Origin of the sequence: Bradyrhizobium sp. CCGUVB23 (assembly GCF_024199885.1) — a bacterium.
GTDB lineage: Bacteria > Pseudomonadota > Alphaproteobacteria > Rhizobiales > Xanthobacteraceae > Bradyrhizobium.
Window position 1 is genome coordinate 1 of record NZ_JANADQ010000003.1, and the last position, 19,052, is coordinate 19,052.

Annotated in this window: 17 protein-coding genes and 1 pseudogene; 9 read left to right on the forward strand and 9 right to left on the reverse strand. The window is 61.6% G+C overall.

Annotation, left to right across the window (positions count from 1 at the left end; all coding sequences use genetic code 11):
• The first annotated feature begins 149 nt into the window (after window positions 1–149).
• Window positions 150–533: a hypothetical protein gene (locus tag NLN62_RS51140; RefSeq protein WP_254114267.1), complete on the forward strand. Its 384-nt coding sequence runs from the start codon at window positions 150–152 to the stop codon at window positions 531–533.
• A gap of 41 nt (window positions 534–574) precedes the next feature.
• Window positions 575–994 (forward strand): annotated as a pseudogene (locus tag NLN62_RS51145) (hypothetical protein); the annotation flags it as partial.
• A 66-nt stretch (window positions 995–1,060) separates the two neighbouring features.
• Here the strand turns inward: NLN62_RS51145 and NLN62_RS51150 are convergent.
• Window positions 1,061–1,411 (reverse strand): hypothetical protein, encoded by a 351-nt coding sequence (locus tag NLN62_RS51150; protein WP_254114268.1) that lies wholly within the window; start codon window positions 1,409–1,411, stop codon window positions 1,061–1,063.
• A 92-nt stretch (window positions 1,412–1,503) separates the two neighbouring features.
• Between NLN62_RS51150 and NLN62_RS51155 the strand changes: the two genes are divergently transcribed.
• Window positions 1,504–2,082, forward strand: coding sequence for a hypothetical protein (locus NLN62_RS51155; RefSeq protein WP_254114269.1), 579 nt, complete (start codon window positions 1,504–1,506; stop codon window positions 2,080–2,082).
• A 127-nt stretch (window positions 2,083–2,209) separates the two neighbouring features.
• Window positions 2,210–3,553: a hypothetical protein gene (locus NLN62_RS51160; protein WP_371933185.1), complete on the forward strand. Its 1,344-nt coding sequence runs from the start codon at window positions 2,210–2,212 to the stop codon at window positions 3,551–3,553.
• A gap of 8 nt (window positions 3,554–3,561) precedes the next feature.
• Here the strand turns inward: NLN62_RS51160 and NLN62_RS51165 are convergent, their stop codons facing one another.
• The 7 genes from NLN62_RS51165 to NLN62_RS51195 all read right to left on the reverse strand — a co-directional run bounded on the left by NLN62_RS51165 (window position 3,562) and on the right by NLN62_RS51195 (window position 9,927).
• Window positions 3,562–4,257 carry a hypothetical protein gene (locus NLN62_RS51165; protein ID WP_254114271.1) on the reverse strand — a complete coding sequence of 232 codons (696 nt, stop codon included), beginning with the start codon at window positions 4,255–4,257 and terminating at the stop codon, window positions 3,562–3,564.
• Window positions 4,254–5,852 carry an adenylosuccinate synthetase gene (locus NLN62_RS51170; RefSeq protein WP_254114272.1) on the reverse strand — a complete coding sequence of 533 codons (1,599 nt, stop codon included), beginning with the start codon at window positions 5,850–5,852 and terminating at the stop codon, window positions 4,254–4,256. The genes NLN62_RS51165 and NLN62_RS51170 overlap by 4 nt, the downstream gene beginning before the upstream one ends.
• A gap of 217 nt (window positions 5,853–6,069) precedes the next feature.
• The gene (locus NLN62_RS51175; RefSeq protein WP_254114273.1) at window positions 6,070–6,930 is read right to left on the reverse strand and encodes an Abi family protein; all 861 of its coding nucleotides are present in this window, start codon (window positions 6,928–6,930) and stop codon (window positions 6,070–6,072) included.
• 225 nt (window positions 6,931–7,155) lie between these two features.
• The gene (locus NLN62_RS51180; RefSeq protein WP_254114274.1) at window positions 7,156–8,496 is read right to left on the reverse strand and encodes a hypothetical protein; all 1,341 of its coding nucleotides are present in this window, start codon (window positions 8,494–8,496) and stop codon (window positions 7,156–7,158) included.
• Window positions 8,493–8,921, reverse strand: coding sequence for a Mov34/MPN/PAD-1 family protein (locus NLN62_RS51185; RefSeq protein ID WP_254114275.1), 429 nt, complete (start codon window positions 8,919–8,921; stop codon window positions 8,493–8,495). Before NLN62_RS51185 ends, NLN62_RS51180 begins: the two co-directional genes overlap by 4 nt.
• On the reverse strand, window positions 8,905–9,423 hold the full coding sequence (locus tag NLN62_RS51190) for a hypothetical protein (protein WP_254114276.1): 519 nt from the start codon (window positions 9,421–9,423) through the stop codon (window positions 8,905–8,907). The genes NLN62_RS51185 and NLN62_RS51190 overlap by 17 nt, the downstream gene beginning before the upstream one ends.
• 3 nt (window positions 9,424–9,426) lie before the next feature.
• On the reverse strand, window positions 9,427–9,927 hold the full coding sequence (locus NLN62_RS51195; RefSeq protein WP_254114277.1) for a hypothetical protein: 501 nt from the start codon (window positions 9,925–9,927) through the stop codon (window positions 9,427–9,429).
• A 206-nt stretch (window positions 9,928–10,133) separates the two neighbouring features.
• On the opposite strand from NLN62_RS51195, the gene NLN62_RS51200 reads away from it, so the two are divergent.
• The 3 genes from NLN62_RS51200 (at window position 10,134) to NLN62_RS51210 (ending at window position 12,725) form a co-directional block, all read left to right on the forward strand.
• Window positions 10,134–10,430 carry a hypothetical protein gene (locus tag NLN62_RS51200; protein WP_254114278.1) on the forward strand — a complete coding sequence of 99 codons (297 nt, stop codon included), beginning with the start codon at window positions 10,134–10,136 and terminating at the stop codon, window positions 10,428–10,430.
• Window positions 10,431–10,615: 185 nt separating this feature from the next.
• Window positions 10,616–11,575 carry an ImmA/IrrE family metallo-endopeptidase gene (locus NLN62_RS51205; RefSeq protein WP_254114279.1) on the forward strand — a complete coding sequence of 320 codons (960 nt, stop codon included), beginning with the start codon at window positions 10,616–10,618 and terminating at the stop codon, window positions 11,573–11,575.
• Window positions 11,576–11,723: 148 nt separating this feature from the next.
• Entirely contained in the window at window positions 11,724–12,725 is a 1,002-nt protein-coding gene (locus NLN62_RS51210) for a phospholipase D-like domain-containing protein (protein ID WP_256576124.1), read from the forward strand.
• A gap of 298 nt (window positions 12,726–13,023) precedes the next feature.
• Here NLN62_RS51210 and NLN62_RS51215 read toward each other — a convergent pair whose 3' ends face one another.
• A complete protein-coding gene (locus NLN62_RS51215) occupies window positions 13,024–16,419 on the reverse strand; it encodes a TM0106 family RecB-like putative nuclease (RefSeq protein ID WP_254114281.1) in 3,396 nt (1,131 codons plus the stop codon).
• Between the two features lie 139 nt (window positions 16,420–16,558).
• On the opposite strand from NLN62_RS51215, the gene NLN62_RS51220 reads away from it, so the two are divergent.
• Together NLN62_RS51220 and NLN62_RS51225 are read left to right on the forward strand one after the other, a co-directional pair.
• A complete protein-coding gene (locus tag NLN62_RS51220; RefSeq protein ID WP_371933195.1) occupies window positions 16,559–18,385 on the forward strand; it encodes an AAA family ATPase in 1,827 nt (608 codons plus the stop codon).
• Window positions 18,386–18,387: 2 nt separating this feature from the next.
• A complete protein-coding gene (locus NLN62_RS51225; protein WP_254114283.1) occupies window positions 18,388–19,050 on the forward strand; it encodes a 4Fe-4S single cluster domain-containing protein in 663 nt (220 codons plus the stop codon).
• Window positions 19,051–19,052: the final 2 nt, after the last annotated feature.

A 19,052-nucleotide genomic window follows, 5' to 3' on the forward strand; every position in this document is an offset into this window, starting at 1 on the left:
TTAGGCACTGTCGGCAATTTATTGAGGCCCGCGTAATATTGATTATGAATATTGCGTGGAGTGCTTACAAATTGCGCCTTGAAAACTTGAGTTGATGACAATTGAGTTCGCGGCCATTATTGGCCTTTCAAGATTCTCCGGCGGCAACCATGGAAAAGAAGCGCGGGTTAACGCCAGGCGATCCTCATCGAACTCCAATTCTGCCAAGCGACTTAGAGGGATCGCTACGGCACTTAGATGAAGCCACCTTTGCACGTCTGTTGGCCGGTGTATTGCAGGAAGCAAAGCGCAGAAGTATTTCCTGGTCCAACCCGATAGAAAAGAAGATCCCGGCAACTTCACAAGTCGATACTTCTTCTTCCCAAAAAGGTGACTCGGCATCTGATTCATCAGGCTTGTCTCTACGACAAGGACAAATAAATGCTATCCGTGCTGCATTTAAAGCGGGAATAAAAATTCCAACAATTGCACGTCAGTTCCGCCTACCACAGTCTACTGTAAGGCAGGTTGTTGCGTCCCAGCACCAATCTTAAATTCCCACAGTCGCGAGGGCTGGATTGTTCGCGATTGCAGACAGACGCTGGTCACCTCGCGCCTGCAACGGGACCTCACCGACTCCTCGACACAACGCAATATCGGCGTCGCCTTCGGACACTCGCTGCTTGCCCTGGACAATCTGCAGCGCGGGCTCAGCGAGATCTCCGTCGCGGAGACGGTGCTCGCTGCCGACCTCGATGCGAATTGGGAGGTGCTCGCGGAGGCGATTCAGACGGTCGTACGTGCCGAGATCGTAGCCGGTCGCTCGCACATCACCGACCCCTACGCCCTGCTGAGGGACCTGACCCGCGGTCGTCGCGTAGGCGCAGCCGAGTTGGCGGAATTCGTGCGCGGTCTCGATATCGGGGAAGCCGCGAAGACTCGCCTCCTGGCCCTCACGCCTGCGAGATACACCGGATTGGCGTCCGCCATCGTCGACGAGCTCGGACGCAAATAGCCCGGGCCCTCGCGCAGCCCGATCAAGCCTATCGGCTTGCCGATCGCCTTCCGCGGCGCCGTACCGTCAGGTTCTGCGGCGCCGGCCTTTCGTCCGCCGCGAACGGTCGAGGGAGGACAACGCCTCCTGAAGCAAATGCAACAATTCTGTTGCAAATGAAACATCGATCGGCGGCCGCTCGCCGCTGCCCAGGCGATCGAGACCCTGCCCGATCAGCTTCGCGTTCGCATCCGTCACGGGGCGCCCGGCCAGTGCCCTGGTGACCAGCGAGCGCTTCAGGTCCAGCCTGCGTGAGAGTTCCCGCAAGCTCCAGTGAGGACGCTCGCCGGCGAACTCCCGCAGCCGCGCGATAGCGGGGTGATCGACCTTTCCTCGGGGCATGACCGCATTGTGAGAGGAGGGGGAGAACACCTCCATTTGCGACATTTTTGTTTTATATGCAACAACCATTGATATAGGCTGCGGACGATGGCGCTGCGTTGCGCGCCGATTTATATTGACGGGGTCCGATGTCCTGGAAGAAGAGCGCGATGGTCGCAGTCAAGGTCGAAGTGGGACCGTCGATCATGCTCCATAGCGGCGCATGGTTCGATTTCGCCTCGCCGCATACCAGCGACTTCACGGCCGAGGACATCGCCCATGGACTCGCGCACATCTGCCGGTATTCCGGCCAATGCAGCATGTTCTACTCGGTGGCCGAACACAGCCTGCTGGTGAGCGACGTCGCCGAAGGATCCGAATTCGAAGCGCTTCTGCACGACTCGGCCGAGGCCTTCATCGGCGACATCACGCGCCCGCTCAAGCAGATGCTTCCCGACTTCAAGCGGATCGAAGCCGCGGTCCAGGATGCCGTCCTGAAGCGGTTCGGCATCGCATCCCCGCTTCCTCCTCAGATCAAAGAAGCCGACCTGCGGGTGCTCGCGGCGGAGCAAAGGCAGATCATGCCGCCGGGAACGGACGGATGGCTTGCCGGGCTGACCATACAGCCGGCCCCGATCGTGGTCCGGCACCTTCAACCGGAAACCGCCAAGCGGATGTGGCTCGATCGGTTCGAGACCCTGCGGCGAGAGAGGATTGTCAAGGGATAATCCCAGGTCCGGTGAAACGCGGTGATATTTCTCCGGAACGGCTGGAGCGCGCGGCCGTTTGCGCCTTTATGCCGAAGCTGGACGCGTAACAGGGGCCGGGTCGATGTCATTGCGTAAGGACGTTTCGTTGGACGAGCTCGCCCGCGTCGGGAATGTCGCGCAGTTCGTGAGCTTCTCCCCCGATGCGAACCGACCGCGTCAGGAATTCTGCCGCATCGCGGGTTTCGACGCCAACCACAAGTTCCCGACTTTGCCGGACGCGCTCCGCAGCCTGATCGAGCAAAGTCCCGACGGGACGATAAACCTCCGCAGCTTCACGCCAGACAGTCCGAGGAGCCGCGACTTCCATTACGGCCTGTCCGATCTGACGAAGGCGGAAGCGCTGGTCCGAAGCATGTCGGCCGAGGGTCTCTTCGTCATCGCGAACGAAACGGTCGACGTGTCCGATGGCGGCGTATCCGGCGTCATCCAGGGCGGCGTGGCCGAGTTCGCGCCCGACGATACGCCACGCTGCGTCGAAAAGGGCGGCACGGCGTCGCTCCCGCTGGACTGGGCGCTCGCCCTGATCGAGACGGTGTACGGCATCCCGGTCGAAACGGTCGACGCCGGTCGCGGGCGACTCGAGTTCAGTATTCATCCCAAGCCGCGTGGCTGGCGACGGACTCACACCCTGATGTGGGAGTACGAAGGATCGGACAGCGCGCCCGCCATGGCGGCCGTCAAATGGCCGAACCGCTTCAGCCGATTGATCGGCGACAAGACGTTCGGTCTGTTGATCGCCCACGCCATGGGCCTGCCCATTCCTCGGACGACCTGCATTTCGCGGCGCATCGCACCGTTCACGTTCGGCGAAGCGACCTCGTCGAAGGAAGTGTGGACCCGCACGTGCCCGCGCGAGCAGGAGCCCGGCAGATTCACTACCATCAAGGGCTGGCTCGATCCGTTCCGCCTGCTCAACGCGGAGGACCCGAGCGGCGAAGCGATCTCGGCGGTTCTCTCCCAGGCCGCAGTCCCTGCTACTTTCGCCGGCGCCGCCATCACGGATGCGCGTGGTGAAGTCATCGTCGAAGGCGCCGCCGGCGAAGGCGATCGCTTCATGCTCGGCCAGAAGGTGCCGGAACGCCTGCCGCCAAGCGTGGTGGGCGATGTCGAGGCGATCTATCACCGGACGAAGGAACGGCTTGGACCAGTGCGGTTCGAGTGGGTCCACGACGGCAAGCGCGTCTGGATCGTCCAGCTTCACAAGGGCGCCACGGATAGCGCGGCGTCCACGCTCGTTCCGGGCGAAGCCGACCGCTGGGAGACGTTCGACGTGTCGAGCGGCCTGGAAGAACTGCGCAATCTGCTGCACCGCCTGCCGTCTGGCGTCGGCGTCCGCATCCGCGGAGAGGTAGGCTTGACGTCGCATGTGGCCGACTTGCTGCGCAAGCATCGGCGCCCCGCGCGTCTGACCGAGACCTCGGCGGCGTAGGCCGCCGCCTACGGTCCCTCGCCGGGATCGCTGCCTTTGCGCCTCCAAAGCTCTTTCCTCTCGCCTTTGAAGATGCGATGCGCCGCCAGAGCGTGAGCTTCGATGTCGGGCACGCCACCCATCACGGTCAACTCGACCACCGCGTCCTTGATCGGCTTCTTCAGCTTCTTGCGGCGGACGGCGAAGGGAAAGTCGGCGATAGCCATGAACGTGCTGCGTCCTCTCGGCACCGGATTGTAGATCGTGGCGCCGCTGTTGATCGGACTGAGCGTGATGGCATCGCGATGTGCGGCGACCAGGCTCGCCGTATCCAGCGTGATGACGGTCTGCGGTTTGTCGCGATAGGCCCGGGCACCGAGGAGTCCTTGAAGCCGATCCTTGGAGAGCCAGAAGAATACCCGCGCGTTCAACGTTTCGAACCACTCTTCGGGCGTCGTGCCGTCCGTCAGGCACTTCTCAAGCGCGGAGCGGGTCATCGGCTTCTGGTCGCGAACCATGGCCACCGGCAAGCCGTCCCGCGATATCTTGACCGATTCCGGTCGGCGCTCAGATTCCAGCCTGCGTCGTTCCTCGCCCTCGAGTTCGTAGAGGTCGAGCAGCGCAGTCGTCGACAGCAGGCCGTGGCGGGCGACCGACTCCCAACTCGCGTCTTCCGCCATGTGGTACAGACGCGGATAATTCTCCAGCAGCTCTTCTTCCGTCACTGCCAATCCCTTCGATCAATGACGCCAAACTTGGCGAACCGCGTCGATATCAGCGACACCGGTGCGTTCGCAACCGCCTCGACGGAAGCGATGAACCGGCGCGTTTCGTCCGTGAGCTGATCGAAAGTCTGGGCCTTGCGGTTGTCGATGCTGATGTAGTCCGAAAAAGACAACGCGATGTCGGTCGCCCCGTTGAGGATCGACGAACGACGAAGCTGTTCGAAATCGAACTCGGCGATCCGCCGCTTGTTTCCCGACACCGACCCGACTTCGGTGTCCTCGATCTCCTTCACGGGCACGCCCGACCGTTTCGATATCGTTTCGAAATCGAGCAAGATCCCCATGGGGCCCGACTCGCCGCCGACCCGGATCGGATATCGCCTCATGACCATGACGACCCTGCGCACGCGCGACGGAGCTATTCCGGCGTCTGCGAGACAGCCGGCCGCCGTCGTCTCGCGCGCAGTGACGTTCGGGTAATGACCATGATGGATGCTCAGATCGGTGCCTTGCGTGCCCTCGAGCATCACGCGCGTCCCTGAGGAATACGCCTTCTCGAGCTCTCGCCCGACCGAGCCGACGAACGGCAGCAGGTCGGGATGATGCTTGGCCAACCGGACGGGTCCGCCCAACATCGGCTCTTTCCCTCGATTCAATATCTTACGGGCCAGCGCAGAGCCGGCGCCCGACTTTGTCGAACCGATCGTTCCGAGACCGCCTTCTTGGCTTTCGAACGCCACATCGGCGTCTTCGATCACCATGGCCTGCTCGTCGATGACGATGCGGCGTGCGGCGTCGCACTGGGCGATCTCGCGAAGAATGCGCGTGGGCGAGATCGTCGATCCCGCAGCGATCAATATTTTCGCATCCGGATTGGACTGGGTACCGGACGGCAACTGCCTGTAATTGTACTCGGGTTCCGCGACCTTGTGGCCGGCATTGGGGCCGCCCACCCTCACCAGGATGCCGTAATCCGTAGCGATATGAGCGCAGATATGCCCTTTGCCTTCGCTCCCGTACTGGCCGCTCACGATGACGTCGACGAGCGGAACGGCCTTGCCCGGGAAGAGTTCGAGCCCAGCCACCGCCAAGGCAAGCAGCGACGCGGGCTCCTGATTGTGATTTTCGACGACCCTGTCGGCCGTGTCGCCCAGCGACCAGACGCCGGACTCGGTCGGATCAGCTCTGACCTGGTCGTACGTCATGCCGGTGTCGGCGAAAGAGCCGCGATCTTCGTAGCGCTTCTTGACCACCTCGAACGGTGCGGTAACATGCACGTGGACGAGCTGATCGCCGTATGTCTCGCGGAGGTGCGCGACCTGCCGGGCGGTCCTGACCGCATCGACCAGGATCACGTCCTTGCCTTGGTGCTCGGCGACGTATGGAGCTATGCCGTCGCGGACCCAGCGGCCGTCGGTGTCCACGTCCAACTGCTTGCCTGCCTCGATCAACGCATCGCGCTCGTTCGGGCAACCACTATCCAACAACAAAGTTCGCGTCGAAATCCGATGGGAACTGAATCTACGAAGTAGCTCATCAGCGAACGCCGACTTGCCGACCGCAACCGGTCCCGAGATCGCAATGATGTAACGCACGCATAAACCTCTGATTGAAATGCCTCGCGCAAGGTAAGTGTTGCGTGCCGCCCTTGTCCACACCGAACCGATCTTCCCGACGAAGTATCAAGGAATCTGAGCGGCCGAAGCCGCGGCAGCGGTGCGCCGCGTTACCGCCCAGCGCTGCAGGATGCAGAACCGATTTGGACGGCCGAACGGACTTCGCCGCCCTCGGCCCGGTGCGCGGCCGACCAGATCAGCTTTTCCAGATCGCGCGCGTCTTCCAATCTCGAGGAAAACCCATTTTATCGATGGGAGTGTCGGGAAACTCGTCGATCAGGTCCTTCAACCTCTGAGCCCAGTTCGATGGTCCCGAGCATTTGTCGAGCATGATCTTGAGGCTCACTGCCTGGGCATACGTCCGGTCGTTCGGATTCAGGTCGGCATCGTACTGCCTGATGGTCGTGGGCTTCAGCGTGTAAACGCGATTCCAGATGCGGCTGTGATGCGCGCAGAGGTTTCGCAAGTAGGAGAGCGAAAGGCACCAGGACTTCAGTGCAGGCTCCTGGAGTCCGATCAGCCACGCGACCGACTTCGAATTCGCCAAGTTGAGATTTCTGACCAAGTTCGCGAGGCTACCGAAAGATATCGCTTCGACGATCATCCACGACGGCGGCATGTCCGGCTCGTCGTAGCTCGCGTAGTAGTGAGCGATGTGCACCGCCCTCTTCCGGGGATCGGAATGTCCGATCTCGTCCCTCAGCTTCTGCAGAAGCTCGGCATGGTTCGTCGAAGCAGCAAAATGCTTCGGATCTAGAAACCAGTGAGAGTCATGCTTGATCCCAAGGGACTCGGTGAGGGCCGAGCGGATCGCGACCTCGATGCGATCGATGGCGTCAAGGAAGATTACGCGAAGCTTCCGGTCAAAGGAGTAGAGAGTCGCAATCTGATCGAACGTGGTTCCAGCCTCGAACCTGTGTGTTCCATCCGTCGATTGGAATGGCCGCATGTACGCTGACAGTCGGTAATAGCCTATGTGTCTGAGCGACATCTGGGCCGCCGCCCGGTCCGGAATCGACAGGCCGCGGCCTTCCAAGAGGGCCAATTGGTCGGGCACCGACAGCGCCGGCTTCGTAAACGTTCGCGACTGTCCGGACAAAAGAAAACCCCCCTGGTGCGCATCGTTGAGAGGCGTGGGGGGTGTTGATGCGTCTTACTTACTGATTCGATCGAATGTAGTCAAGGCGTCCCACAACTCGAGGTTAACAGATTGTGGCGACACACTGCAACCGGCCTAAGACCCTCAATCCACTTGGATTTTGCGCGTCGTTGGGGTGCCATGCTACCTCGCAGTCGTTTCCCGCCTGGCCCGTACGAACGGAAGGACCCCGGGTCTGGCCAACCTATGGCGGCGGCCGGCAGCGCGACGACAGTTCCTCAACGCCACGTCGGCGAGATCGACGAAGGTGCCGTCGCCGACGGCCCGGCAGGCTTGCGCCACCTGGATCGCGGCCGCGACGACCGCTGTCGACGGCACGCCGAGACTGCGGCCGGCGATCATCAACGCCCCGCAGCGATCGATGCAACCGGCGTCGACGAGCTCTTGGAGCGCCGGGACGAGCGGAACGTCCAAGTGGCCGTCCTGCTGGGGCCAAGCCTGCTCGGGCGAGCGCCTTCCGGGGAAGCCGTGGAGGCGAATGTCGAAGATCTCCGAGGGCGTGGCACCGAGGCCGGCATCGACGACGAGATCGAAGTTCGAACCAGCTGCGGCGCGCCGAGCCGCGAGATTGTCGACGCCGACGAGCGCCAGCCCGGGCTCGTCCGCCGAGCGGTTGGTGCCATCGACGAACCTGCTTTCGATGACCGTGGTGCCGAAGCCACGCGCCTCCGCCCACGTCGCCACGTTGCGGGCCTTCTTGCGGCCGATCCAGTCCGGCCTGGTCAACAACTGGATGGCGAGATTGCCGACTTCGGACTTGTCCGCGTCCTGAAGAAACAGGGAGACCATGCCCGGATCGGCATACGGGAGAAGTCCAATCGTCCACAGCGCGGCCTGACCGAGATTGCCGAGCCCCAACATCCAGTACGCCGCGGGCAGGTAGGCGAGATCGATGCCGGCGGCGTCTTCGCAGCCCGGCGACAGCGCCGACAATCTCGAAGTCCTACGACAGGCGAGCTTGTCGCCGAGCACGACACTGCGGAAGACCTCGCCGATGCCCATGGCGGCCGCCATCACGCCGCCGATTTCGTTGCCGGCCGGTGGCGGATCGGCCGGGGTCTCGATGCCGACGAGGCCTGCCCAGCCATCGGCCCAGCATAGCGCCCCGCCCTGCATGCGCCGGCGCTCGGTACCGACGTGTAAGGCGACGGCGTGCGCGGGCGCACCCGTAGAACGGCAGCCCGCGAGTTCGAGATGGCGACGGAGGGGCCATCTGCCGAATTGCCCGACCACGGTGGTGTCACCGAAATCGGAGCCGAGATAGACGCCGCCGGGGAACATCCGCAGGCCGCATTCCGCCGCGGTCAGCAGCGCCGCCTGGATCCAAGGCACGCCAGTCACGTCATCGGCGGTCAGAACAAGCGCGGCCTGATCGAGCCTTCGCCGCGCCTCGTCGTAGCTGATATTGCCGTCGCCGCGCATGAGCAGTTGCGCCAGGCGATCATCTTCGATCGAGAGGTTCATGCGAACCTCCTGACCGCGAAGTACCCACCGGCATCGTTGCTGCGATCGGCCCACTGCCGCCGTCCGCGATATTCATAGATGCCGATTTCGCCCGGCAGGTACGTCCGATCCGCGAAGTTCGGCACGATGATCGCGACGTGCCCGACTTCCGGGATCATCGGGTTGTCGCGATCGGTCTGGCTCTGACCGATACCGCCGGGATGGGTGTGGACGTCGGCGACGACCTCCAGTCCTTCGCGGCGGCAGAGATCCCAGACGACGTCCATCTTCGAACCGTCGAACAGGATCGCACCCCGCAACGCGTGCGGATCGACATCGTCGTACGGCAGAAACGCTTCGATCGTCCTCAGGCCGTCGACCCGACGGCCGAGAAGGAAGCCACCGCTCTCGCGATGACCCCGGCCGCGCTTACGCAGCAGTGCCAACGTTTTCAGCCACAAACTCCTGCGGCAGTTCAAGCGCCGCGGCGGGAAGACTAGCGCCCGAATATTCCGTAGAATCGAGAAGGCCATGTACGGTCTCCAGCAGAAACACGATCGTCTTGTCGGCAGCCCAGCACAGTTCCTGGTACTGACCGGGCCAATGGCTCCGCGCCAGCCGGTCGACAGGGTGATAGAGGCACGGCGTCGACCAATGGGCGAACGAGACCATCGTTCCGCCCTGCTTGTTCTTGGGCCGGTGCGCATCGGCGAGTGCTTGGTTGTCGCGGCCGTGCCAAAGCTGCGAGGTCGGCGCCGTCGCCGGGTATCCGTTGCAGTCCGAGCGCAGCAGGAAACCAGTCGGGCCGCCCAGACGAACCGGTGCTGCGACGAAGAACATCGCGATCTGGAACTTGATGCCGAGCAATGCCCAGCGACCCCGGCGCACGCCGACCTTGAAGGTCGGCGATGCGAGATCGCGCATGAGCGCGTTGTGATCGGGTCCCATGGTCTAGCCCTGCGGCTTCACCTTGAAGACGAGATCGAGGACGATCGACTTCTCGCCGCGAGCCGCCTGGCCCAGATGCGAGTCCGGCGGCAGCACCTGGCCGTCGTGCTTCAGCTGGAAGTCGATCGGATCCTCGGTCGGTGCAAGCTCGCCGACCGCCCACCGCGTCACCTTCGCGGCCGTCGCCGATGGACGGAAGGGATGCTCGACGTGACGGCCCTGGTAGCGGACCGTGGTCGCGATCTTGCCCGGCTTGGCGACGTGAAGCGGCGCGAATTCGACCGACAGATGCTCGATCAGGACCGAGTCGTGGCCGAGCGGCTCTTCGGCGTCCTCGACGTAGACCTCGAGCAGGCCTTCGATCCCCGTCTTGGTGACGGCGATCTCGACGAACTCCTTCACGGTGGTAGCGGGACCGATCTCCGCGTCGTGATGGCCGGCCAGGCCCTCCGCCGCGAACACGACGGTGACCCGCTCGATATCCACTTCGACATACTGAGACATTTGCAGCTCCATTGCTCACGGGCTGTCGCCCGCACGAATGCTCCGGATCCGCGCGCGGGAGGGCGGAGCCAAACCCCTTGGCCCGCGCGATTCGGCGTGTTAGTCCCACATCTGGGAACGCTGATTCTCATATGCCACGGCACGGGTTCGGATGCAATAGCACGTCCCACATTTGGGAACCATTTTCGGTGGGGCCGTCGTTCGCCATGAAGCTGATGGGAATATCGAAGTTGGCCGAACTCGCGCGAAATGCACGCGACGTCCTCGACGGCGCGATACCGGCGCTCGTCGCAGAGCTGGAGACAGGTACGTGGCAGTCGACGGAAGAAATGGCGGAATTCTTTCCCGCCGCGGTCGTCGACGGCATGAAGGTCCTGATTCGGCTCGGCGCCGGCTACCGGGTCGACCTTCTGGCCGACTGCGAAGCACAAATGATTCTCATCGAATATGCGGGTTCGGAAACCGGGGCACGCGCTGACAAGACAGGGAGCAAAGCGGCATGACAATCCGCCCAATTCGCACCAATGAGGACTATCAGGCCGCGCTAAAGCGAGCCAAGGCGCTGTTCGGGAAGAGCGGTCAGAGCGAGCTCGATGAGCGGGAGGTGCTGCAGGCGCTCATCGAGAAATGGGAGAGATCTCAACACTCCATCGAGGCAGCGACGCCGGCGCAGGCGATCAAGTTCCGTATGCAGCAGACCGGCCTGTCGCAACGCGATCTGATTCCGTATCTCGGGAGCAAATCGCGCGTGTCGGAAATACTCAACGGACAGCGGCAACCCACAGTCGACCAGATCCGGGCTCTACATCAACACCTCGGGATACCCGTCACTTCGCTCATCGGCTCGTTCAAGCATGAGCCTGCGGCCGGTCCTTCCAGCAGTTCGATGGCGGCCGAGGAGGCCCTTCGCAAGCTTGGCGTGATAAAGTCGAAGGAGAACCTTGCCGGCTTCGTGTCGCGCTCGAAGGTCTCCGCTCCGGCCGTCGCCATGCTGCGCAAGACAAAAACCGAGCGCACCAACGCAAAGACGGATCTAGCTGCACTCGAGGCATGGTGCGCGGCCGCCTTGGGGCGTGCGGAAAAGGTCGCCATCAAAAAGATCAAGATCAGCGATCCGAAGAAGGCGGCGCGTCAACTGGCTCAGTTGAGCGCATTGCCCGACTGGCAAGACCAGATCGTGGCAGCGCTACATGGTATGGGAATCATTCTGATCATCCTGGAGCATCTACCGGGAACATTTCTCGACGGCGCCGCGATGTGCCGCAGCGACGGCGTTCCAGTGATCGCTCTGACCTTGCGGCACGACCGATTGGACAATTTTTGGTTCACGTTGTTGCACGAATTCGCACACGTCGTTTGCCACCTGAGCCCCGATCGGCAGCTGATACTCGACGATCTCGACGTGGCCAGCTCCGAAACCATCGAAGCCGAGGCGGATGCGTTCGCGCGCAATGCGCTCATCCCTCCCACGATCTGGAAGCAAATCGTCGAGGACAGCAGCACGGAGGAGATCATCGATGCGGCCGAGAAAGCCGGAGTTCATCCGGCGATTGCCGCGGGCCGCTGGCGGTTCGAGCATTCGGACTATCGCCGGTTCTCGAAGCTGATCGGTCGAGGCGAAGTCAAATCCATTCTCAAATCAGCCTAGGCATGCTGCCGACGAGCGGTCGCCGGTCCTTGACCACGATGCGACATTTCGCGCATCGCATCTTGCCGGCAACGACGAAGTCGCGAGCCTTCGTACCTGGGTCCACAAGTCCACGTTTCCCGGAAGGCGAAACAACGGAGTCGAACCGATGCCTCCCCTTCACGGTGCTTCGATCCAGCAGGCCATCAAGGAGGCAGCATCCGCTTCGAGAACGGTGCGTATCGCCGCGCCATTCTGGGGCGCGGACGCGATAAAGCGATTGGGACTCGAACGTAGCGGGAAAATCGGAGGCAAACCGGCGTTCCGTCTCCTTTGCAATCTCGAGAGCGGAGCTTGCAATCCCGCGCCGATCAGTACGCTGAGATCCGCATTGAAGTGGGGAGCCAAGAGCAACCCGCGACTGCATGCGAAGGTCTATATCTTCGACGAGGTCGCGATTGTCGGTTCTGCGAATCCTTCCGCGGATGGGCTTGCGTTGGAGGGCATGGAAGCGGCTTCCTGGCACGAGGTGTGCGCTCGAACCAAGGATCGTAAGGAAATCGCCGCGCTCGCCGCCTGGTTCGACAAGCTTTACGGCGATCCGGAATCTGTTGGCGTCAACAAGAAGATGCTCGCGGCCGCAGAGGAGCTGTGGAGACGGAGACGCCGCGACAGCGCCGAAATCAAGACCATGGCTGCGCGCTCGTTGAAGGCTATGGCGAGCGCCTCCGACGGCAAGATCGTCAAGGAGAATACGCATATCTGGATCTACAGCCAGGATAAGGTTTCGGACGAGTCCACCGCGCATAACTCGCAGCTTCGTACGACTCATGGGAGCATCTCGGACGTGCCGTACGAAGTGGAGAGCGACCCTCGGAAGTACGGGTTCGACCGGATCATCGACTGCTTTTACCGGAAGAGCGGGAGCAAGCTGGAATGCGATCCGGCGCAATACCGAATCTACCCGAGCCTGACGAAATTCATCGATAGCGGTTCCAGCAAGGGACTTTGGACGCTTCCGAATTCGAGGATCGGAATCGCATCGCCCGGTGGCAAGTTGCTCGATCAAGCATCCAAGCAGTGGCTTCGGACAATGGTCCGACGGAAATTGCTCGATGCGATGGAGGACTGGGGCGGCACGCTAGGCGAGCTCATCGAGCAGACTTCGTAGCGCCGCGTGGTCAGCATTAACCACTAATTAACCGGTGGAGAGTGCTACACTCAAGTGCTACACTGTCGAAAGTCGGCCGTTCTCGAGCCCCTTGATTTTGAAGGACTTTTTCGTCGCCGACATTTGGTGGCGGAGAGAGTGGGACTCTCACCCAGCGAACCAGCCCCTCAAGAAAGCACTTTAAAATAAGGCTTTTTGCAACGGCCGGCGAAGGCTGTGTACCACCCGTGTGTACCACCTTTGGGCAAAAAAAACGAACTTTTTCGAGAGAAAAGAGCATTTCTGCCTACGATCCCCTTCACAGCACCGAGGCCAGCTCGGCGTAGCGACAGAACGCATTCGCGAGCTGCATCTGGCGAGGGGTCCGACACTCGGCCTCGAACAGGCGCGGCGAGGCAACCACGATGCAGACGCACTTCGCTCGCGAAACCGCGACGTTCAGTCGGTTGGCGCTGTACAGGAATTCCATTCCGCGTGGCGCATCCGCATGACTGGAGGTCGCCATGGAATAGATGACGATTGGCGCCTCTTTTCCTTGAAACTTGTCCACGGTTCCGATTTCTGCGCCGGGAATGCGCTCCTGCAATTCGAAAACTTGCGCGTTGTACGGCGCGATAATCAGGATGTCGGCGAGCGTGAGAGGAGATTCCTTTCCCTTGCGATCAACCCAGGTCGCGCCGGATCCCGTGATATCGGCAACTAGGTCGCGTATCGCATCGGCCTCCTCGGGAGACGAACTTTGATTCCCCTCATGGCGGACTGGAAGATATCGAAGGCCCGAGCCGTTTAGTGCGGAATTGATTTTCAACTCCTGCCGTTCCAGCCCTGCCAGAGACTTCAAGCGACCTTCGTAGAACAATTCCGAATTGAAGGCGCAGATGAGCGGGTGAAGCCGCCACGTCTCATCGAGGAAGAGACCTCGGTCGGCCGGAATGGTGGCATGATTTCCGAGGACGTGATCGAGAGCGGAAACGCCGACGCCATCAGGATGGCTTCCCTGAATGGGCTGCTCCAACTGACGCGGATCTCCTAATAGCACCACACTTTCTGCGGCTTGCGAGACCGCCAAGACGTTCGCCAGGGCCATTTGCGCGGCTTCGTCGATGACCAACACGTCGACGCTCAGACGAGCGTCCGGCCGAGCCCAGAAATACGACGTTCCTCCACCTACGGCACACGTCGTTCCAAGCGCATCGAGAGCCTGCTTGTTGTCCTTCACGAACTGCAAACCGGCGAGGTTCGCTTCCTTCTTTTCGTCGACCTTCTGAACGCACTGGATCGGGAGACCTTCCTCGGCTGCCGCGATCAGCACCGCGTTAAGCAGGTTTCGCACCACCGCGTGGCTGTTCGCGGTGATTCCCACTCGCTTCCCGGCCCGTACCAGTGAGCAAATCATACGAGCACCGGTAAAGGTCTTGCCGGCCCCAGGCGGCCCTTGAACGGGGAAGACGGTTAGGTCAAGCGCGAGCGCTACCCGTCGGGCGCGTTCAAGCATCGACTCGCCCTCGACCGCCAAGCTTTCTCCACGCAGCCGCGGTGCGATCGACATGAGAAGATCGCGTGCGGCACGGTGTTCGCCAGATCCCTCCATTCCGTTCTCCGCCACGTGCTGTCCGAGGCGAAAAAGGGATTCGGGGCGCCCGTCACGATCAATGGATTTATGAGCGAAAACGGCTTCCGGATGGAATGCCGCGGTGTCGCCGCGCTTCTTGATGTCGATCGTCCGATCTTCATGCGAAATGGCGACGACGCTACCGAATTTCTGCCCGCCAACGCTCCTGAGCTCGCTGTCGGGCCGAAGATCGGTATCTTGAAGGACGAAGCTGTACCTATGAACCGGCACCTTTGCGGTGCCACCGGCCGCTTCCTCGAACGTAAGCCCGGATAGACCGGCGCGTTCGTGGAGAAGATCCTCCGCGGAAAGATCACGTAGCCGAAAGAATTCCCACCAAACGGCCTTCTTCTCCCGGCCGTGAAAGTCCAGCATGAATGCCAGCAGCCAGCGGGCCTGCTGCTCGACCGTCCGTTCGGCGACGTCATCCGGAATGCCTTCCGTAAGCCGACCGACGAGCGCTGCCACCCTCTTCTGCCAATCGCCGAGTTTTTCGCTGACCTCCGCGGGCTTTGGAACGGGCCGCTCGATCACTTCGCCGCTGGCAATGAGACTGGCACGCAGCGCTTCGAGCCACTCCCGCAGCGCGGCCGTCGAGTCGCAGTCATCCTTGTTGTAGCCGCGGATCGCGTCCTTGTCCGCATCGGGAATGCCGGCGGCATCCGCCATTTCGAGGCGCGCCTGAATCCTGGCCATCACCGCCCCGACGTCCTCCAGCGGAACGCTGCGGGTAAACGAGTACAAGGGCTCCAGTTTCTTGATCGAATAGCTCTCCACGCTGGCGCGAATCCCGTGGCGGACGACGGCGAACAGATCGACAAAGATCTCGGCACGCAAAAGGTTGTCGACTTCATTCTCGCGCGAGGCGTAACGGCCCATGAGGCGCTTCATGGTGGCCGGTTCGTACGGCGCGAAATGGTAGATGTGCAGGTCGGGGTAGGATTTGAGGCGCTCTGTCACGAAGTCGACGAAGCGCTCGAATGCGGCCCGCTCTTCCCGCCGGTCCGAAGCCCAGTCGCCGACGTAGGTCGGCTTCCCTTCGTGATCGAGGAACGAGTAGCCGAACAGGAATTCCAGGCCGCCTTCCCCAACAAAAAGATCACCCTCGAAATCGAAGAAGATGTCGCCCCGAGACGGCGCGGGAAGCCGTGACAGGCCGAAGCCTGCGATCGGCGGTAGCGCCTCGTACTTCATCGAGCCGCTCGTTCTGCCTTCGACCTGAATTCTCGCCTGCTCGCGTACCTTTTCGTAGCTTTTGGCAGCTCCGCGTTCCGGCCTCCATTCCAGGGGGATGGGCATGGCGGCGAGCGCGGCCGTGGTGCCGACTCCGCGTCTGGTCAATTCTCCGATCTGCGACTTGCTGATGCCGGCCACCAGCGACAAGTGGTCGTCCCGCCGCCTTCGATCGTCGCAATCGCGGCGCCACCGGCAAATGTCGCAATGTTCGATCGGTTCGGGATAGGCGGCGCCGGCGCCGTTGGTGATCGCCGTTTCGAGGCTGGATCGCACATGCCGGTAGTAGGCTGAGTAGTCGGCGATACGGTAGGTTTCCGGCTCAAAATTCGTACCCGGGGTTACGACGTGGGCCGCAGTCGGCTCGACACCCTGCATCGCGGAAAGCATGTCCGAATACAGCGATATCTGCAGAACCGTATTCCCCTTCGTTTCGCGCGCGAGCTTCGTATCGGTAACTTCGTACGACCAGGCGCCGAACCGACTCGGCGTTTCCACGCGGCGGAGCACGTCGGCCCGGCCGTTCCAAGTCCCCGATTGCAATGCTCCTTGAACGATGACCGCATCGCCGCGGGTCATGGCTTCCAAGGTCGCCGAAATGGACTTGGGATCGAGCCCTACTCCATCGATCACCGTCACGGCCATGCCGAGCGTCTTCAGGTGATCGATGAAGGCTTGTTCGTGCGCGGCACCACGCTCGGCAAGGGTCTCGAGAACCGGGTCCCAGACCTTGGGCTTCTGGAGCTCGCCCTTGGCCACCTTGAGGTCGAGTTCCGTCAAATACGTACAGTTCAGGTGCCCGACCAGATCGGTCGAACTCAGGTGCAAATTCCCACCGACGTTCTGCATTCCCCACCACAATGCCGTTCGCCGGCGACCCTACTCGGCCGTCTAGCGTGCGCCCATTATGCCATTTTCCTAGGCGATCGGGCTCGAAAGAGGCGAGTAATCTACTATAGTCGCGCAAAGAGTGTGGACGGGGGTTGAGCTGGTGGGGGCTGGTACGGTCGAGAAGGCGAGATGGCTGCGCGATTTGCTCCGGTTTCTGCCCTTGCGAAGCCAATTCGTCCTGTCGGGCAATACCAGGGATCTCCAGATCCATGAGGCCGCGCCCGGCCAGTTTACATCCGTGTCCCTGACCAGAGCCCTGCCGGACGCGCTGAAGGACGCCGGCTATGGCCGGATCGCGAGCTTCGATCTGTTGAACGGCTTTCGAGCTTTCGAACCGTCCGACGATACCTTTCTGACGCATCTTGGACTGTCGCCCGCGAACGGAACCGCTGCCGGCGGTATCGATCTGTTGGCCTCGGCCCTTGAACGACATGTTCCATCCGACGGCCCGCCCTCGGCCCTCATCATCGACTTCGCGTCGCGCTTGATTACGCGCAGCGAGGCCCTCTCTCCTGCCGAACATCAGCTATTTTCGCGCGCATTGATCCTTTCCCATTCTGCGCGCGCGCGGCCGGCCGGCGATCGTCGTCAGCCATTCTTCAACACGGTCATCTGGATCGTGGACAAGGAAGGAGACCTTCCCGACTGGTTCCTGATCGGCAATCCACGTATTCGGCACATACCGATCGGTCGGCCCGACCACCTGGCCAGGCGGACCATGATCAGCTCGTTGATGCGGGGACTGCCCGGCGCTCAAAATGCCGCGCCGGCCGACCTGGAGAAGTCGACCAATGGATTCGTCGACGAGACTGAAGGACTCCTGCTTCTCGACCTCAGCGCGATCGCACAGCTCTCCCGAAGCGAAAACGTGTCGTTCGATCGCATCTCCGATGCGGTCCGGCGGTTCAAGGTCGGCGTCACCGAAGACCCGTGGCGCAAAATAAGCCACGACAAGATCAGCTCGGCGGACGAGTTCGTAAGGCGCCGCGTGAAGGGACAGGCGCACGCCGTCACTCACATGCTCGACATCGTGAAACGCGCAGTCACCGGCATCGGGCAATCGCCGAGGGGAGGCCGACCGAGGGGCGTCGCCTTCCTTGCCGGCCCCACCGGGGTCGGCAAGACGGAACTCGCGAAGACCATCACTAGCCTGCTCTTCGGCGACGACAGCGCGTACATCCGCTTCGACATGTCCGAGTTCAGCGCCGAGCATTCCGATCAGCGCTTGATCGGTGCCCCACCCGGCTACGTTGGATACGACGTCGGTGGCGAGCTCACGAACGCGATCCGGGAAAAGCCATTTAGCGTCGTCCTTTTCGACGAGATCGAGAAGGCCCACCCGCGAATCCTCGATAAATTCCTTCAGATCCTGGACGACGGCGTTCTCACCTCCGGACGAGGGGACCGCGTCTACTTCTCCGAAGCGTTCATCGTCTTCACGTCCAATCTCGGTATCTACACTCCCGGCCCAACGGGCGAGCGGATCGCGAACGTGACGCCCGAGGAGACGTTCGATGCGGTCAAGCGGAAGGTCCGCACCGAGATCGAAAAACACTTCAAGCAGGTGCTCAACCGTCCGGAAATCCTGAATCGCATCGGCGAGAACGTGATCGTCTTCGATTTCATTCGCGGAGATGTCGCCAACGAAATCTTCGATCAGATGGTGGACAACCTGCTGAACGACGTCAAATCGCTAGGCTACGACGTGACACTGTCGGAGCAGGCCCGCGCGACGCTGCGTGGTCTGTGTCTCGCGGATCTTTCGAACGGCGGCCGCGGCATCCGCAATCAGGTCGAAGCCCATCTCATCAACCCGCTTTCGCGCGGTCTATTCGATAGCGGCGCAGAAGCAGGAAGCCGATTTCGGGTTCTGGAAGTGCAAACCGGGGCATCGTCGACGCTTCGGCTCGAAAGCGAGCCCTAGAGATGACGGCTCGCATCTCGGTATCGCGCATCCATTTTCCCGTGACGACTTTAGGACCCGGACGAAGGCTCGGCATTTGGCTTCAGGGTTGCTCCATCCGTTGTCCGGGCTGCATTTCCATGGACACATGGGCCGAAGGACGAGGAAACACGACGGTCGAAGAAGTCGTCAATTCGGTCATTCCGTGGATATCGAAGGCCGACGGCATCACCATCTCCGGAGGCGAGCCTTTCGATCAGCCCGACGCTTTGTTCGAACTAACGGCACGAATTAGGTCGAAGACCGAGGCCGACGTACTCGTCTTCACCGGATATCCGTGGGCATCCATTCGCGACATGGTCGGCACGTCCCCTGCTACGATCGATGCCCTCGTTACGGGGCCGTTCGACTTCGAGGAAAAGCAGACACTCGCCCTGCGTGGAAGCGACAATCAGGAACTTCACTTCATCACGGAAAAAGGCCGCGCCCGGTTCGCCAGCTTCGAGCGCCTGGCCGACGAACGGGACCGGTCCATCGACGTCATGTTCGACGAAAACGGCGACGTCTGGTTTGCCGGGATACCCGCGCGCAATGATTTTCGCAGACTGCAGGAATTACTCGAAAGCAATGGATCGACACTCGACACCTCCGAGGACAAGCGCATTCTTCCCATGCGGACTCGCTAGGC

Excerpts from the sequence above, each read along its gene's own strand:
- NLN62_RS51140 (WP_254114267.1), top strand. The coding sequence starts at position 150 with ATGGAAAAGAAGCGCGGGTTAACGCCAGGCGATCCTCATCGAACTCCA.
- NLN62_RS51150 (WP_254114268.1), bottom strand. The coding sequence starts at position 1,411 with ATGGAGGTGTTCTCCCCCTCCTCTCACAATGCGGTCATGCCCCGAGGA.
- NLN62_RS51155 (WP_254114269.1), top strand. The coding sequence starts at position 1,504 with ATGTCCTGGAAGAAGAGCGCGATGGTCGCAGTCAAGGTCGAAGTGGGA.
- NLN62_RS51180 (WP_254114274.1), bottom strand. The coding sequence starts at position 8,496 with ATGAACCTCTCGATCGAAGATGATCGCCTGGCGCAACTGCTCATGCGC.
- NLN62_RS51190 (WP_254114276.1), bottom strand. The coding sequence starts at position 9,423 with ATGGGACCCGATCACAACGCGCTCATGCGCGATCTCGCATCGCCGACC.
- NLN62_RS51195 (WP_254114277.1), bottom strand. The coding sequence starts at position 9,927 with ATGTCTCAGTATGTCGAAGTGGATATCGAGCGGGTCACCGTCGTGTTC.
- NLN62_RS51200 (WP_254114278.1), top strand. The coding sequence starts at position 10,134 with ATGAAGCTGATGGGAATATCGAAGTTGGCCGAACTCGCGCGAAATGCA.
- NLN62_RS51205 (WP_254114279.1), top strand. The coding sequence starts at position 10,616 with ATGCAGCAGACCGGCCTGTCGCAACGCGATCTGATTCCGTATCTCGGG.
- NLN62_RS51210 (WP_256576124.1), top strand. The coding sequence starts at position 11,724 with ATGCCTCCCCTTCACGGTGCTTCGATCCAGCAGGCCATCAAGGAGGCA.
- NLN62_RS51215 (WP_254114281.1), bottom strand. The coding sequence starts at position 16,419 with ATGCAGAACGTCGGTGGGAATTTGCACCTGAGTTCGACCGATCTGGTC.
- NLN62_RS51225 (WP_254114283.1), top strand. The coding sequence starts at position 18,388 with ATGACGGCTCGCATCTCGGTATCGCGCATCCATTTTCCCGTGACGACT.